Raw genomic sequence first — 15,177 nt, forward strand, 5'->3', positions numbered from 1 at the left:
CTGTCAGGATCTCCGCTTAATCAGGAGTCATGGTTAACTAAAGGAGCCAGCCGCGTTGCCATCCAGTCGGCAATAAACGGCTGTGCATCGCGATTGGGGTGGATCCCGTCATCCTGCATCCAGTTGGGTTTGAGATAGACCTCTTCCATGAAAAACGGCAGCAGCGGAATATCAAACTCGTTGGCAAGCTTAGGGTAGATCGCGCTAAAGGCTTCATTATACCGACGACCGTAGTTGGCGGGCAGGCGAATTTGCATCAGCAGTGGCTGGGCGTTCGCCGCTTTAATGTCCTTCAGGATGGTGCGCAGGGTTTGTTCTGTTTGCTGAGGCTGGAAGCCACGCAATCCGTCGTTACCGCCCAGCTCCACCAGCACCCATCGCGGTTGATGCTGTTTGAGCAAAGCCGGCAGGCGCGACAAGCCCTGTTGCGAGGTATCACCGCTGATGCTGGCGTTGATAACAGACGTTTTGCTCTGCCATTTTTCGTTGAGCAGAGCCGGCCAGGCCGCACTGGCCGCCATACGATAGCCTGCGCTGAGGCTGTCGCCGAGAACCAGTAACGTGTCCGCTGCCGCCGCGCGGAAAGTCATCAGAATCAAAAACAGGAAGGGCAAATGCCAGCGGAAAACATTGTTGAAGTTCATCGTCTTAAGAAGTCCGTCGGTCAGGGGGAACACGAGCTTTCCATCCTCACCGGAGTTGAACTCGTTGTCAAACCTGCCGAAACCATTGCGCTGATTGGCGAATCCGGTTCCGGTAAGTCCACGCTGCTGGCTATTCTGGCCGGACTGGACGACGGCAGCAGCGGCGAGGTTAACCTGGTCGGACAGCCGCTGCATCAGCTTGATGAAGAGGCGCGTGCCGCGCTACGTGCCCGTCACATCGGCTTTGTGTTTCAGTCCTTCATGCTGATCCCCACCCTGAACGCGCTGGAAAATGTTGAATTGCCCGCGCTGCTGCGCGGAGAAAGCAGCCGTGAAAGCCGCGATCATGCGAAGGCATTGCTGGAACAGCTGGGGCTGGGGAAACGCCTTGACCATCTTCCGGCGCAGCTTTCCGGTGGAGAGCAGCAGCGCGTGGCGCTGGCCCGCGCATTTAATGGTCGCCCGGAGGTGCTGTTTGCCGATGAACCCACCGGGAACCTGGACCGTAAAACCGGCGATAAGATTGCCGATCTGCTGTTCTCGCTCAACCGGGAACATGGCACCACGCTGATTCTGGTCACGCACGATCCGCAGTTGGCCGCCCGCTGCGATCGCCGCCTGCGGCTGGTCAACGGTGAATTGCAGGAGGAAGCATGATTGCCCGCTGGTTCTGGCGCGAGTGGCGCTCGCCTTCGCTGCTGATCGTCTGGCTGGCGTTAAGCCTGGCGGTGGCCTGCGTGCTGGCGCTGGGCAGCGTCAGCGATCGCATGGAGAAAGGGCTTAGCCAGCAAAGCCGCGAATTTATGGCGGGCGACAGGGCGCTGCAAAGCTCGCGCGCCGTCCCGCCGGGCTGGATCGACGAAGCGCGCAAGCGGGGGCTCAAGGTCGGGGAGCAGATAAGCTTCCAGACCATGACCTTCGCCGGTGACACGCCGCAGCTGGCCAGCGTCAAAGCCGTGGATGATATCTACCCGATGTACGGTGAACTGCAGACCAGCCCGCCAGGCGTCAAGCCGAAACCCGGTACGGTGCTGCTGGCACCGCGACTGATGGCGCTGCTGAACCTGAAAACAGGTGACAGCATCGACGTGGGGGACGCGACGCTGACCATTGCCGGGGAGGTGGTTCAGGAACCCGATTCCGGCTTCAACCCGTTCCAGCTCGCCCCACGCTTGCTGATGAACACCGCAGACGTGGCGAAAACCAACGCCGTCCAGCCGGGGAGCCGTGTCACCTGGCGCTATAAGTTTGGCGGCACGCCTGCGCAGCTGGAGGCGTATGAAAAATGGCTTCTGCCGCAGTTAAAACCGGAGCACCGCTGGTACGGGCTTGAGCAGGATGAGGGCGCGCTCGGCAAGTCTCTTGAACGCTCTCAGCAGTTCCTGCTGCTCTCGGCACTGTTAACCCTGCTGCTGGCCGTCGCGGCGGTTGCCGTGGCGATGGGACACTACTGCCGCAGCCGTTACGATCTGGTGGCGATCCTTAAAACTCTTGGCGCGGGCAGGGCGCAATTGCGGAGGCTGATTGTCGGCCAGTGGCTGATGGTGCTGGCGCTGTCGGCCGTCACCGGTGGGGCGACAGGTCTGCTGTTTGAAAAGCTGCTGATGATGCTCCTGAAACCGGTACTGCCTGCCGCGCTGCCGCCAGCAAGCCTCTGGCCGTGGCTGTGGGCGATTGGCGCGATGACCGTGATTTCATTGCTGGTGGGATTGCGCCCGTACCGGCTCCTGCTCGCCACCCAGCCGCTGCGCGTGCTGCGCCGCGATGTGGTGGCCAGCGTCTGGCCGCTTAAATACTACCTGCCGGTGATGATAGCCGTGGTGATCGGGCTCCTTGCCTGGCTGATGGGCGGGAGTACCCTGCTGTGGGCCGTGTTGGTTGGGGCGGTGGTTCTGGCGCTGCTGTGTGGCGTGCTGGGCTGGATGTTGCTCACTGTTCTGAAAAGGGTGACGATTAACTCCCTTCCCGTGCGGCTGGCGGTGAACCGTCTGCTGCATCAGCCGTGGTCAACGCTGAGCCAGCTTTCGGCGTTTTCGCTCTCGTTTATGCTGCTGGCGCTTTTGCTGGTGCTGCGCGGCGATCTGCTGGATCGCTGGCAACAGCAGCTTCCGCCGGAAAGCCCGAACTATTTTCTGATCAATATTGCTCCAGAACAGGTGACGCCACTGAAGGGTTTCCTGTCTGAGCATCACATTATTCCCGAGTCGTTCTATCCTATCGTGCGTGCGCGCCTGACGCAGATTAACGGTCAGTCGACGGAGGGAAATAAAGATGAGTCGCTCAACCGTGAGCTTAACCTGACCTGGCAGGAGAAGCGCCCGGATCACAACCCGATCACCGCCGGAAGCTGGCCGCCAAAGACCGGGGAAGTGTCGATGGAAGAGGGGCTGGCAAAGCGTCTGAATGTGAAGCTGGGAGATAGCGTGACCTTTACCGGCGACACGCAGGATTTCAGCGCCAGAGTGACCAGCCTGCGCAAAGTGGACTGGGAAAGCCTGCGGCCAAACTTCTTCTTTATCTTCCCTGTCGGGGCACTGGATGGACAGCCGCAGAGCTGGCTCACCAGCTTCCGCTGGGAAAACGGCAACGGCATGTTGACGCAGCTTAACCGGGAATTCCCGACGGTCAGCCTGCTGGATATTGGCGCGATACTGAAACAGGTCGGTCAGGTGCTGGAGCAGGTCAGCCGCGCGCTGGAGGTGATGGTGGTACTGGTGACGATTTGCGGCGTGCTGTTGCTGCTGGCACAGGTGCAGGTTGGCATGCGTCAGCGTCATCAGGAGTTGGTGGTCTACCGTACGCTGGGAGCCGGCAAGCGTCTGCTGAGAGCTACGCTGTGGAGCGAGTTCGCCCTGCTGGGGCTGGTGGCAGGCCTGGTGGCCGCCATTGGCGCAGAGGCGGCGCTGGCAGTGCTGCAGTCGAAAGTCTTCGACTTCCCGTGGGAGCCAGACTGGCGCCTGTGGCTGACGCTGCCGGTGTGCGGTGCGCTTTTGCTTTCACTTTGCGGCGGCTGGCTTGGAACGCGGCTGTTAAAAGGCAAGGCACTGTTCCGCCAGTTTGTCAGTTAGTTCACAGACGTGATGGTTGCGTGCCGGTTTAAATGCTGGTGCGCAGCCCGTTAACAGCACAAATCGATAATACCCACTCATTTAGTAGCACAAAACATTAAAAACCCGCCCACACAGTCCGATTATTTCCAGTTAATATTCACACGCTAAATATTTAGCAGCGTGTCTATTAAGGAAAAATAATGACTATAAAAACAACCGCGCTGGCGACAGCTATTGGCGCAGCAGTGGCATTAACCTCCTTCGCATCTCAGGCGGAAATCACAGTTCTTAAGCAAGATCCTCAGGCGGGTAACCCGCTGAGCCGTCTGAACTTTACCGTTGGCGGCAGTATTCGTCCTCAGTTCCAGAACATGACGGGCGACGACGGTAAAAACAGCTACAAACGTAACGGTTTCGACGGCGGCACCCGTTTCCGTTTTGCGGCAGATTACTATCTGTTCGACGACATCAGCTGGATCAGCTACTACGAACTGGGTGTGAATATCCCTGCCCAGTTCAACTGGGATCATCACTATGCCGAGGGTGCCCACGACACCACGCGCCGTATGCTCTACACCGGTCTGAAGAGCGACACCTGGGGTACGCTGACCTTCGGTCAACAGAACAGCGTGTACTATGATGTGGTGGGCGTGAAAACCGATATCTGGGACTACGACATGATCGGTCAGGCACCAGGTAACGGTATCAACGGCGACTACGATGGCTCTTATCGTTCACGCAATATGCTGAAATATAAGAAAACCGTTGGCGATGCTGATATCTACGCCTCTTACCTGTTTGAAGACAGCGAATACCTGCCGGGCAACGGTCTGCGCTACAAGCGTAAAGGCGGCGGTTCCCTGGGTATCGATTACCACCTGACCACCGATCTGACCTGGGGCGCGGCATGGAACTACACCCGTGCGGATATGCGTAACCCGGACAACGGCGACAGCAAAACCTATGACCAGAACATCCTCGGTACCGCGCTCAGCTGGACACCGGATAACTGGACCTTCTCTGCTGGCGGCGGCTGGTACCAGAACTTCCTGACCACCAAAAAAGTGTCTGTTAACGACTACTTTGCCGGTGACGCATGGGGTATCGAATACTTCGCAGGGTACAAATTCCCAATCAATCAGTATGCGGTTAAATCCATCCAGCCATACTTCATGGGTGACCGTATCGAGTACGTGAACGGCCGTAACTACCAGCGCATCGACAACGGTGTGGGTATCAGCTTCCAGCTGGACTACGGTTTCCGTGTGGATTACGAACACGTGTTCACCTCCAGCACCGACAACCTGGGCGATATGAACCTGGTGCGTCTGCGTTACGACTTCTAATGTCGAAGCACAGGGTGCGGTCTGATGCCCTCACCCTGACCCTCTCCCACAGGGAGAGGGTACAAACATTAAAAACGGCAACCAGGTTGCCGTTTTGCTTTTACCTCGCCACCCGGCTTTCTTTCAGCGATCAAGCCAGTTAGCGACCTCGCCATACGTCCCGCGATATACAATCTTTTCTGCCTTCTTCTCCAGCTGATAACCGTACATCGGGTCGTAATAATCTCTGAGCAGCGGCGCAAGCCAGCTAAAGTGTGCGTCAGTGCTGCCAGAGCGTTGTTGTTCCAGCAGTGCGGAATCTAACAGCGCGGTGAATTCCGCATAACGCTGCAGCCCCAGACGGCGGCGAATGGCGAACAGACCGTGGTGCAGATACTCGCTATACTCCTTCCAGCCCGCCTCTTCGCCGTAGGCGGCAGAAAAATCGGCCCACATATGGTCGAAATACTCTTCGCGCAGGCGCTCAAGACGAATGTCAAACGGATCCTCTACCACCACGATAGGGGCTTCGGCCATCCGGTCGCGCAGGCATTCCGGCAGATGGTTAGAGCCAATCATCCTGCCCTCATCCTCCAGCACCCAACGTGTAGCATCTTTTTTCAACAGCTCGACGGCCAGATGATTTTCAAAGCTTGCCTGGGAAAGCTGTGGTGTAAGCGTGCGGCCAAACGATGAGCCGCGATGGTGGGCCAGCCCTTCCAGATCGATCCCCTGCGCGTGCTGCTTCACCAGCAACGTTTTACCGTTTCCGGTACAGCCGCCGATAAGCACCATCGGTTTTTGTGACTGCTCAATAGTGACCTGAATCGCCGTCTGACGCAGGGCTTTATAGCCGCCGCGGATCAGCGGGTAATCCACGCCCGCCTCTTTCAGCCAGGCCTGCGTGATATGCGAGCGCTGTCCGCCGCGCGCACAGCAGATAAAGCCCTCAGGTCGGGCAAGACAGGCTTCGCGCCAGGCGTTGATCCGGGCCTCCCGCGTGTCGCCGTTCACCAGACTATGGCCGAGCGCCAGCGCAGCGTCGGGCCCCTGGCGTTTGTAGCAGGTCCCCACGGCGGCGCGTTCGTCGTCGTTCATCAAAGGCAGGTTGATTGCCGCAGGCATCGCACCCTGCGCAAATTCGATCGGCGCGCGAACGTCAATCAAAGGGGTATCGGACGCGAGTATCGCGCGATAATCCGTTCCATCGTTCATGGTTTTTCCAGAAATCAAAACAGCAATGGAGGGGGATTTTACGCGCGTGAGGAGAGGCCGGGGAAGGGGAAGATCAACTCCCCGGCAATTATCGCTTATTTGAGCTTTGATTGCGCCCAGACAATCCCGCTTGCGTATTCCGGCGGCAGGAGAGGGATCATCGCTTCCAGGGTAGCGCTCAGGCGGCCTGCGTCGCTGTCGTTCAGGTTCAGGTGACCCACTTTACGCCCCGGACGAACCTCTTTGTCGTACCAGTGCAGGTGCACCAGCGGCAGCTTCAGCCAGTCGTAGTTCAGATCGGTACCGATCAGGTTGATCATCACTGAAGGGCTGTTAACCACCGGCTGCGGCAGCGGCAGGTCAGTAATGGCGCGCAGGTGCAGCTCAAACTGGCTGATTGATGCGCCGTTTTGCGTCCAGTGACCGCTGTTGTGAACGCGCGGTGCCAGTTCGTTGATCAGCAGACCAGACGGCGTTACAAAACACTCCATAGCCATCACGCCCACATAACCCAGTTCATGCATAATGGCCGAGAGCATCTCTTCCGCCTGGGCCTGCTGTTCAGCATTGGCCTGCGGGAAGGCGACGCTGGTGCGTAAGATCCCGTCCTGATGCAGGTTATGGGTCAGAGGATAAAATACGGTACGCCCGTCGTGGCCGCGAGCGCCAACCAGCGACACTTCACCGCTGAAGTTGATGCCCTGCTCAACGATGCACTCTCCGTAGCACTCTTCCGGCAGTTCGGCGGTTTCGTGCGCGCGCAAACGCCACTGTCCGCGGCCGTCATAACCGCCGACGCGACGCTTTACAATCGCCAGTTCGCCCAGCATAGCGAAGACATCGTTCCACTCGCTTTTATCAGACAGCAACTGCCACGGCGCGGTCGCCAGTCCGAGCTTGTCGAACAGCTGTTTTTGCGTCAGACGGTCAGCAATGATTGGGAACACGTCGCGGTTCACAAAAGCGTTATGGCGCGCCAGTTCACGGGTCAGCGCGGTTTCCGGCCAGCGTTCAATCTCAGCGGTAATGACGCTCTGGTGGAACGGCACGGCTTCGGGTTCGGCATCCAGACCGACCGGCCAGACGGCAATACCCAGTGGTTCACCGGCCTGGCGCAGCATGCGGCCTAACTGACCGTTACCGAGGACGCAAACCTGCTTCATGCCGCACCCCGCGGGTCCGGGTTGTCCAGCACTTCGTCGGTCTGGGCTTTACGCCAGTCCGCCAGACGCTGATGTAAGGCTTTATCGTGCGTCGCCAGGATCTGCGCCGCCAGCAGAGCCGCGTTTGCCGCGCCCGCTTTGCCGATGGCCAGCGTACCCACAGGAATACCACGCGGCATCTGCACGATGGAGTAAAGGCTGTCGACACCGCTCAGTGCAGCGCTCTGCACCGGAACACCCAGTACCGGCACCAGCGTTTTGGCGGCAATCATGCCCGGCAGATGTGCTGCGCCACCCGCACCAGCAATGATCACCTCGTAACCGTTCTCTTGCGCGCTTTCGGCAAAGCTGAACAGTTTATCCGGCGTGCGGTGTGCGGAAACCACTTCAACGTGGTGTGGAACATTCAGGATTTCAAAGATTTCGGCGGCGAACTGCATGGTAGCCCAGTCGCTTTTGGACCCCATCACGATGGCGACACGCGCCGGATTATTGCGGGAAGACATGCGTCTTAAAACTCCTGTGGTGCGAAACACACTGCTTTCGAGGGCACAGAGAATAGCATGTAATACGGGCAAGGAAAACGGTTGCGCGGTTAAAAACCGAGCCGTTGTGGTGCACAGGGAATAACAAAACAGACCGCATTCAGGCGGTCTGTTTTGAGAGGTTACTGAAGATCCCCTGCGGTCAGGTTCTCTTTGTCGAATGCGTGGCTGACATCAATATGATTCACCATGCTGGTGTCGATATTCGAGCCGGCTTCCGGTACACAGAAGCCATTCTCTGCTGCTATCGCGCCAGCGGACAGTCCAGCGGCCAGCAGCAGGGCACTTACGATGCTGATTTTTTTCATTCTCTTTCCTTCCTCATCGTCTTGTCGCTGTCGCGGATCTACTGGCGGCACGGCAAACGGCGATCTTATTTAGTCAGTTCTGCAGTCATGTGCACGCGGTTATTGAACTGTGCGCTGGTGATTTTGTAAGACGCGCCCTGTTCAGCAGCCTGAGCGGCAATTTTCGCTTCTGCACGATCCAGAGTTGAGGCTGTCGCGCTAACGCTTTGTGCGAAAGAACCGAAAGAGATCAGAGACAGAGCGGCAACTGCAACGAAAGTTTTGATAGATTTCATGGTCGTAATCCTTAAGTGTTTTGTTTGGGATAGGGCGTGTTGCCCTGATGTGATAAATGATAGGCCGACCACGGGCTGATTAAAATCGAAACAATTTGCCGATATCGTTCAAAAAAATAGAATGATTTTTGCGGGAGAAATTAAAACGGGAAAGCGATCAGTTCCACACCTTCAGGCGTGACTTTCACCATCGATCCTTCGCTGTGCCACGCGCCCAGTACCACACGGTGAGCCGGTTCGCCGTTCGCGACCAACGTATGCACGTCGGGACGGTGGGTATGACCGTGGATCAACCACTGGACGTGGTGTTTCTCCATCATGTTGACCACTGCCTGCGGGTTGACGTCCATGATGGTCATCGACTTGCTGCTGTTGGCGGCTTTACTGCCCGCGCGCATTCTGGCGGCGATACGGTTCCGGATAAACAGCGGCAGGGCAAGGAACACCTTTTGGATCCACGGGGTGTGGACCTTCGCGCGAAACGCCTGATAGCCGGTATCGTCCGTACAGAGCGTGTCACCGTGCATGATCAGGACTTTTCGACCATAGAGGTCAAGCACCTGTTCTTCTGGCAGCAGCGTCATGCCGCTTTCGCGGGCGTAGCGAGGGCCGACCAGAAAATCGCGGTTGCCGTGAATGAAGTAGCAGGGAACGCCGGAGGTGACCAGCGCGTGAATGGCGGCAGCCATTTCACGGTGCAGCGGGTTGGGGTCGTCGTCGCCGATCCAGGCTTCAAACAGGTCGCCAAGGATGTAAAGCGCGTCGGCGTGTCTGGCTTCACCCGCTAAAAAACGCAGAAAACCGGCGGTGATCGCCGGTTCTTCTGTTTGCAGGTGCAAATCTGCAATAAAGAGTGTCGCCACGAATTACTCGCTGACGGTCACGCTGGTAATCACAACGTCTTCTTTTGGAACGTCCTGGTGCATGCCGCTGCGGCCGGTGGAAACAGCTTTGATCTTGTCGACCACGTCCATGCCTTCAACCACTTCTGCGAATACGCAGTAGCCCCAACCCTGCAGGCTTTCGCCGGAGAAGTTCAGGAAGTCGTTGTCAGCCACGTTGATGAAGAACTGCGCGGTGGCAGAGTGAGGTGCCTGAGTACGCGCCATCGCCAGCGTGCCGCGGGTGTTTTTCAGGCCGTTATTGGCTTCGTTTTTGATCGCTTCTTTTGTTTCTTTCTGCTTCATACCCGGTTCAAAACCGCCGCCCTGGATCATAAAGCCGTTGATCACACGGTGGAAAATGGTGTTGTTGTAGAAACCTTCGCGGCAGTAGTCCAGGAAGTTTTTAACTGTTTCAGGCGCTTTGTCATCAAAGGTTTTGATTACGATATCGCCATGATTAGTGTGGAAAGTAACCATTTTTGCATCCTGTTCCGTTATTGTGGTACGTCGACCCGCGTTCGGGTCAGATATAGGGGCCTGTTATAGCATAACCACAGGATGCGATCACCTTGCATTGTGTGCTGCTTCGGGTTTGAATTACGGGTAGAATACCCGGTTTTCGTCCACACACGTGTTTACATGGAATCTTCGATGTTAAAAATCTTTAATACAATGACGCGCCAGAAAGAGGAATTTAAACCTATCCATGCCGGGGAAGTCGGCATGTACGTGTGTGGTATTACGGTTTACGATCTCTGTCATATCGGCCATGGCCGTACCTTTGTCGCATTCGATGTTGTGTCGCGTTACCTGCGTTTCCTCGGGTATAACCTGAAGTACGTGCGTAACATCACCGATATTGACGACAAAATCATCAAGCGCGCTAATGAAAATGGCGAAAGCTTTGTCGCGCTGGTGGATCGTATGATCGTTGAGATGCACAAGGATTTTGACGCGTTAAACATTTTGCGCCCGGACAGCGAGCCGCGTGCGACCCACCATATTCATGAAATTATCGAGATCACGGAAAAGCTGATTGAACGCGGCCACGCGTACGTTGCGGACAATGGCGACGTGATGTTCTCAGTGCCAACCGATCCTACCTACGGCTCGCTTTCCCGTCAGGATCTTGACCAACTGCAGGCTGGCGCCCGCGTTGACGTGGTTGACGTGAAGCGTAACCCAATGGACTTCGTGCTGTGGAAGATGTCCAAAGAGGGCGAACCAAGCTGGCCATCTCCATGGGGAGAAGGGCGTCCGGGCTGGCACATTGAGTGCTCGGCGATGAACTGCAAACAGCTGGGCAAACATTTTGACATTCACGGCGGCGGTTCAGACCTCATGTTCCCGCACCACGAAAACGAAATCGCGCAGTCCACCTGTGCGCACGGCGGCGAGTATGTGAACTACTGGATGCACTCCGGGATGGTGATGGTTGACCGCGAGAAGATGTCTAAATCGCTGGGCAACTTCTTCACCGTGCGTGACGTCCTGAAGTATTACGATGCGGAAACCGTACGTTACTTCCTGATGTCAGGCCACTACCGCAGCCAGCTGAACTACAGTGAAGAGAATCTGAAACAGGCACGCTCTGCGCTGGAGCGTCTGTACACCGCGTTGCGCGGTACCGACAAGTCCGTGGAGGCCGCGGGCGGCGAGGCGTTTGAGGCCCGCTTTGTTGAGGTGATGAACGATGATTTCAACACCCCGGAAGCCTACTCGGTGCTGTTCGATATGGCGCGTGAAGTCAACCGCCTGAAGTCAGAAGATATGGCGGCGGCGAATGCGCTGGCTTCTCACCTGCGTAAACTCTCTTCCGTGCTTGGCCTGCTGGAGCAGGAGCCGGATGCTTTCCTGCAGAGCGGTGCGCAGGCGGATGACGGCGAAGTGGCAGAGATTGAAGCGCTGATTAACGCGCGTCTGGAAGCCCGTCAGGCGAAAGACTGGGCGGCAGCGGATGCAGCGCGCAATCGCCTGACCGAGATGGGGATCATCCTGGAAGATGGCCCACAGGGGACCACCTGGCGCCGTAAGTAAGTCCGCAACGCCCGGTGGCGCTTCGCTTACCGGGCCTACAAGAGCACGACCGTAGGCCGGGTAAGGCGTAGCCGTCACCCGGCTTTTTTACCTCCGTCGCCACCACAACAACCCCATCAGCACCACTCCCGGCACCCACACCCACAGCAGTTCAGAGATAATCACCTGATGCCCGTACGGCGTGGTATAACGCGACAGGGCAAACGGGGCGACCTTAATCACCTGCCACGGCGCAAAGAACCGTTCATCTGACCACGGCCACAGCCAGCCGACGCCCTTGCCGCCGGTGGTGACGGAATCCAGCAGGCTGTGCGACAGCAGCGACACGGTTAAAAACAGCCAGCAGCGCGTCAAACTTGCCCTGAACCATCGTCGCCCGACCAGTACGCAGAGTATCGGCACCACGAAGGCAAACAGCAGTGAATGGGTAAAGCCGCGATGGCCGAAAACATTGCCGTAAGCAACGCCGAACTTAAACGCCAGCACGTCGGCATCGGGCAGCATCGCGAGCACGACACCGGCGAAAAGCAGGCGGGGAGGAATAACCCGGGTTCCCAGGCCTAAGCCCAGGCAAAGCGGAACAGCAGCGTGAGTGATAACGGTAGGCATCGTAATTTTCCATGACAAATCATGGGAATATAGCAGCGATTTCGCTGGAACTGACCTGTGCTAAATTCCGATTTTTACGCCGATTCCCGCGCGATAAGCTGGCCGGAGAGGGTAATGCGCTGCGTCTGCAACTCTGGCTCTTTCAGCTTACGGATGATAAGACCCGCCGCCTGGCGGCCTGTCTCGTCACTGGCGGAGGAGACATAGGTAAACGACGGCGAGGTCAGGTTGACGTGCAGCATATCTTCAAAGCCCACCAGCGCGACCTGCTGCGTCAGAAACACGTCTTTTCCCACGGTGCGGCCCACCTGATGAATGCCGCTAATGCAGCCGATCATCGCATCCGGTGAATGACAGAGCAGGGCGGTGATGGTGTTGTTTTTCTCAAGCAGCTGGCGGGTCGCCATTGCGGCGGCTTGCGTGTCATCGCTGCAGGCCGGGGAGCTTTCATCGCGCCACACCAGCCCGTTCTGGGTCATTGCGCTGCGAAATCCGAGCAGGCGCTGCTCGCGAATAAGGCAGCCTTCGCGTCCGCCAATGTAGGCGATGTTGCGGTGCCCGCGCTCGATAAGATAGCGCGCGGCCAGGTTTGCCGCCTGGCGGTTATCGCGCATCACCAGGTTGCATTTTTCATCCAGCAGAGACTGCGAGACCACCACCAGCGGCAGCGGGCACTGGCGGATCTGCTCCGGCAGGGTTGAGGAGCGCGTATCCGACGCGAGATAGATCACGCCCGCCACGCCCTGTTGCTTAAAGGAGAGCAGGGTGCGCTCTAAATGCTCCCGATCGTTCAGCGGCTGGCCGAGAAAAACCATATAGCCCTGCTTCTCCAGCTCCTGGACGATACTCGCCATGACTTTGATGGAAAAGCTGTCGCTAAAATCACGCAGGATCAGGCCGATCAGGTTGGAGGTGTTGGCGCGAAGGTTAGCAGCGGCAACGTTATGAACATAGCCCAGCGTCGTGATGGCGGCATTGACCTTCTCGATCGTTGCTTCGGAGATTTTCCCTTTCTGGCGCAGCACCAGCGATACGGTAGAGACCGACACACCCGCGTGCTTTGCGACATCAATGATGCTGACTTTCTTCAAAACCGCTCCCTGAAATTTACCGATTATCAGCCAGATACGACACGTCTCTCAGCCTACAGGAGACGTGTCGTTCCGGCATCTTATTATTTGCCAATCATGGTGGACATGGTCTGGGCGATAAACTGTGCTCTGGCACCGAAAATCACCTGAATTCCGTTATCACCCACGAAGACCACGCCGCGTGCACCGAGTCCGTTCAGGCCATCTTTATCCACCGCATCACTTTTTGCCACTTCCAGGCGCAGACGGGTGATACAGGAGCCAACGGAGTCGATGTTGTGTGCACCGCCCAGCAGGGTAATGATTTCGGTGGCGAGTTCAGAATCGGATTTATCATCCGCGCTGGCGGTCACTTCGGTACGGCCCGGCGTTTTCACGTCAAAGCGACGGATCACGAAACGGAAGGTGAAGTAATAAATCAGGCCCATCGGAATACCAATGATAATGGCATTGAGGAAGTTGGTCTGATAGCCGTTGAATGACGGCAGGATCCCGAACGACAGATAATCGATAAAGCCTGCCGAGAACGACTTGGCGATATGGGCGTGCAGCAGATACATGGTCATGTACGCCAGGCCCGCCATAATGGCGTTAAAGACGTAGAGGATCGGCGCGACGAAGATGAACGTGAACTCCACCGGCTCGGTGATCCCCGTCAGGAAGCAGGTGAGTGCCGCAGAGAACAGAATACCGGCCGCGATTTTTTTATTTTTGGTATGCGCTTCATGATACATCGCCAGACACGCCGCAGGCAGGGCAAACAGCATCAGCGGGAATTCACCCTGCATGAACTTACCGGCGTTCTGGTAGGTGTCGCTGCTGAAGGATTTCACCCCTTCTTCCAGCATCTTGAACCAGATGGTCTGGTCGCCGTGGATTACCTGGCCCGCCTGAGTGGTGTAATCACCAAATGAATACCAGAAAGAGGGATACCAGATATGGTGCAGACCGAGCGGGATGAGGGCGCGTTCGACCAGACCGAAGATAAAGGTTGAGGCGGCCTGATTATCGCCGTTCACCACCACGGAGAGCGCGTCGATGCCTGCCTGAATATGTTGCCAGACGTAGGGCAGCAGCAGGCCGAGCAGGAACGAGAGAAACGCCGTGGCAATCGCCACAAAGCGTTTGCCGGAGAAGAAGCCAAGGAACTCCGGCAGCTGCATGGTGTGGAAACGGTTATAGCACCACGCCGCCAGAATACCGCAGATAAGCCCGCCAAAGACGCCCATCTGCAGCGTCGGGATGCCGACCACCATAGCGTATTTGCCGCCCTGAGAGGCCATTTCCGGCGTAATGCTCAGCACGGTACTGATGGTGATATTGGTAACAAACACCGAGACGGCGGCAGACAGTGCGGCAATGCCGGATTCCGATGCCAGACCCACGGCGGAGCCAATGGCAAACAGCATGGGCAGGTTATCAAAGATAACCCCACCCGCGTTCATCATCAGCGGCAGGTGAAACTTATCGCCAAAGGCCAGCAGCAGGCCCGCAGCGGGAAGCAGTGAAATTGGCAGCATTAAGGCGCGACCAATCATCGATAACTTAGACAGCGATTTAACAAACCCTGATATCAGACTCATGCTGATTTCCCCCGAGAAGCGCTTTTTTTGGCGCTGTTATTGTAAGTAGAACGTTTTAGTAGAACGTTCTACTTATCGTGGGCAAAGCGTGAAAAACGCGCAACTCAATTTTCACTTTTCAACAGATGAAATAGTGATTATTTGAAGTTGATCGATAATTAACCGTGATAGGTGTGCGGGGATTGTTATCCCCTCTCCCGGCCGGGAGAGGGGTAGGGTGAGGGCATCAGACGGCTCAGGCCGTAACGGTCACGCTCTGGCCGTCAAAGCTGACGGTCTGACCGGCAACAATCTTGCAGCGCTTACGCGTTTCTACCACGCCGTCGACGAAAACCAGCCCGTCGGCAATGGCAATCTTGGCCTGCGCACCGCTCTCGCTCCAGCCTTCCAGCTTCAGCAGATCGCACAGCTCAACGTGTGGATGTTTACCTAATGAAAATGTCGCCAT

At 56.9% G+C, this 15,177-nt stretch carries 16 protein-coding genes; 4 read left to right on the plus strand and 12 right to left on the minus strand.

The genetic code is table 11. The annotated features are described in order from the left end of the window. Window positions 1-20 precede the first annotated feature (20 nt). The gene (gene tesA / locus ACQG19_RS05705; protein WP_013095913.1) at window positions 21-644 is read right to left on the minus strand and encodes a multifunctional acyl-CoA thioesterase I/protease I/lysophospholipase L1; all 624 of its coding nucleotides are present in this window, start codon (window positions 642-644) and stop codon (window positions 21-23) included. On the opposite strand from tesA, the gene ybbA reads away from it, so the two are divergent. From ybbA to ACQG19_RS05720, 3 genes are all read left to right on the plus strand, one after another. After that, window positions 615-1,301 carry a putative ABC transporter ATP-binding protein YbbA gene (gene ybbA, locus ACQG19_RS05710; RefSeq protein WP_013095914.1) on the plus strand — a complete coding sequence of 229 codons (687 nt, stop codon included), beginning with the start codon at window positions 615-617 and terminating at the stop codon, window positions 1,299-1,301. The two genes, tesA and ybbA, sit on opposite strands and share 30 nt — an antisense overlap. Then, the gene (gene ybbP / locus ACQG19_RS05715) at window positions 1,298-3,712 is read left to right on the plus strand and encodes a putative ABC transporter permease subunit YbbP (RefSeq protein ID WP_100168789.1); all 2,415 of its coding nucleotides are present in this window, start codon (window positions 1,298-1,300) and stop codon (window positions 3,710-3,712) included. The genes ybbA and ybbP overlap by 4 nt, the downstream gene beginning before the upstream one ends. 182 nt (window positions 3,713-3,894) lie before the next feature. Next, window positions 3,895-5,040 carry a porin gene (locus tag ACQG19_RS05720; RefSeq protein ID WP_013095916.1) on the plus strand — a complete coding sequence of 382 codons (1,146 nt, stop codon included), beginning with the start codon at window positions 3,895-3,897 and terminating at the stop codon, window positions 5,038-5,040. A gap of 123 nt (window positions 5,041-5,163) precedes the next feature. On the opposite strand, the gene mnmH is transcribed toward ACQG19_RS05720, so the two are convergent. From mnmH to ppiB, 7 genes are all read right to left on the minus strand, one after another. Beyond that, on the minus strand, window positions 5,164-6,234 hold the full coding sequence (gene mnmH / locus ACQG19_RS05725; RefSeq protein ID WP_246931615.1) for a tRNA 2-selenouridine(34) synthase MnmH: 1,071 nt from the start codon (window positions 6,232-6,234) through the stop codon (window positions 5,164-5,166). Window positions 6,235-6,329: 95 nt separating this feature from the next. After that, window positions 6,330-7,397, minus strand: a complete 1,068-nt coding sequence (purK, locus tag ACQG19_RS05730) for a 5-(carboxyamino)imidazole ribonucleotide synthase (RefSeq protein ID WP_013095918.1) — start codon at window positions 7,395-7,397, stop codon at window positions 6,330-6,332. After that, window positions 7,394-7,903, minus strand: a complete 510-nt coding sequence (gene purE / locus ACQG19_RS05735; RefSeq protein ID WP_013095919.1) for a 5-(carboxyamino)imidazole ribonucleotide mutase — start codon at window positions 7,901-7,903, stop codon at window positions 7,394-7,396. The genes purK and purE overlap by 4 nt, the downstream gene beginning before the upstream one ends. A 161-nt stretch (window positions 7,904-8,064) precedes the next feature. Next, window positions 8,065-8,250, minus strand: a complete 186-nt coding sequence (locus ACQG19_RS05740; RefSeq protein ID WP_020685024.1) for a hypothetical protein — start codon at window positions 8,248-8,250, stop codon at window positions 8,065-8,067. A 65-nt stretch (window positions 8,251-8,315) separates the two neighbouring features. Beyond that, a complete protein-coding gene (locus ACQG19_RS05745) occupies window positions 8,316-8,525 on the minus strand; it encodes a YdgH/BhsA/McbA-like domain containing protein (RefSeq protein ID WP_013095921.1) in 210 nt (69 codons plus the stop codon). Between the two features lie 140 nt (window positions 8,526-8,665). After that, window positions 8,666-9,388: a UDP-2,3-diacylglucosamine diphosphatase gene (lpxH, locus tag ACQG19_RS05750; RefSeq protein WP_023620084.1), complete on the minus strand. Its 723-nt coding sequence runs from the start codon at window positions 9,386-9,388 to the stop codon at window positions 8,666-8,668. A gap of 3 nt (window positions 9,389-9,391) precedes the next feature. Beyond that, on the minus strand, window positions 9,392-9,886 hold the full coding sequence (gene ppiB, locus ACQG19_RS05755) for a peptidylprolyl isomerase B (protein ID WP_020685026.1): 495 nt from the start codon (window positions 9,884-9,886) through the stop codon (window positions 9,392-9,394). A gap of 174 nt (window positions 9,887-10,060) precedes the next feature. Here ppiB and cysS point away from each other — a divergent pair, with 174 nt between their 5' ends. Then, window positions 10,061-11,446 (plus strand): cysteine--tRNA ligase, encoded by a 1,386-nt coding sequence (gene cysS / locus ACQG19_RS05760; RefSeq protein WP_020685027.1) that lies wholly within the window; start codon window positions 10,061-10,063, stop codon window positions 11,444-11,446. Between the two features lie 87 nt (window positions 11,447-11,533). On the opposite strand, the gene ACQG19_RS05765 is transcribed toward cysS, so the two are convergent. From ACQG19_RS05765 to ybcJ, 4 genes are all read right to left on the minus strand, one after another. After that, window positions 11,534-12,055, minus strand: a complete 522-nt coding sequence (locus ACQG19_RS05765; RefSeq protein WP_155022261.1) for a metal-dependent hydrolase — start codon at window positions 12,053-12,055, stop codon at window positions 11,534-11,536. 74 nt (window positions 12,056-12,129) lie between these two features. Continuing rightward, on the minus strand, window positions 12,130-13,146 hold the full coding sequence (gene malI, locus ACQG19_RS05770; protein WP_020685029.1) for a Mal regulon transcriptional regulator MalI: 1,017 nt from the start codon (window positions 13,144-13,146) through the stop codon (window positions 12,130-12,132). An 83-nt stretch (window positions 13,147-13,229) separates the two neighbouring features. Then, on the minus strand, window positions 13,230-14,729 hold the full coding sequence (locus tag ACQG19_RS05775; RefSeq protein WP_014830936.1) for a PTS transporter subunit EIIC: 1,500 nt from the start codon (window positions 14,727-14,729) through the stop codon (window positions 13,230-13,232). A 235-nt stretch (window positions 14,730-14,964) separates the two neighbouring features. Further along, window positions 14,965-15,177, minus strand: coding sequence for a ribosome-associated protein YbcJ (gene ybcJ / locus ACQG19_RS05780; protein ID WP_023621558.1), 213 nt, complete (start codon window positions 15,175-15,177; stop codon window positions 14,965-14,967).

It is taken from the genome of Enterobacter cloacae complex sp. 277I4 (genome assembly GCF_050031465.1).
Lineage (GTDB): Bacteria > Pseudomonadota > Gammaproteobacteria > Enterobacterales > Enterobacteriaceae > Enterobacter > Enterobacter cloacae.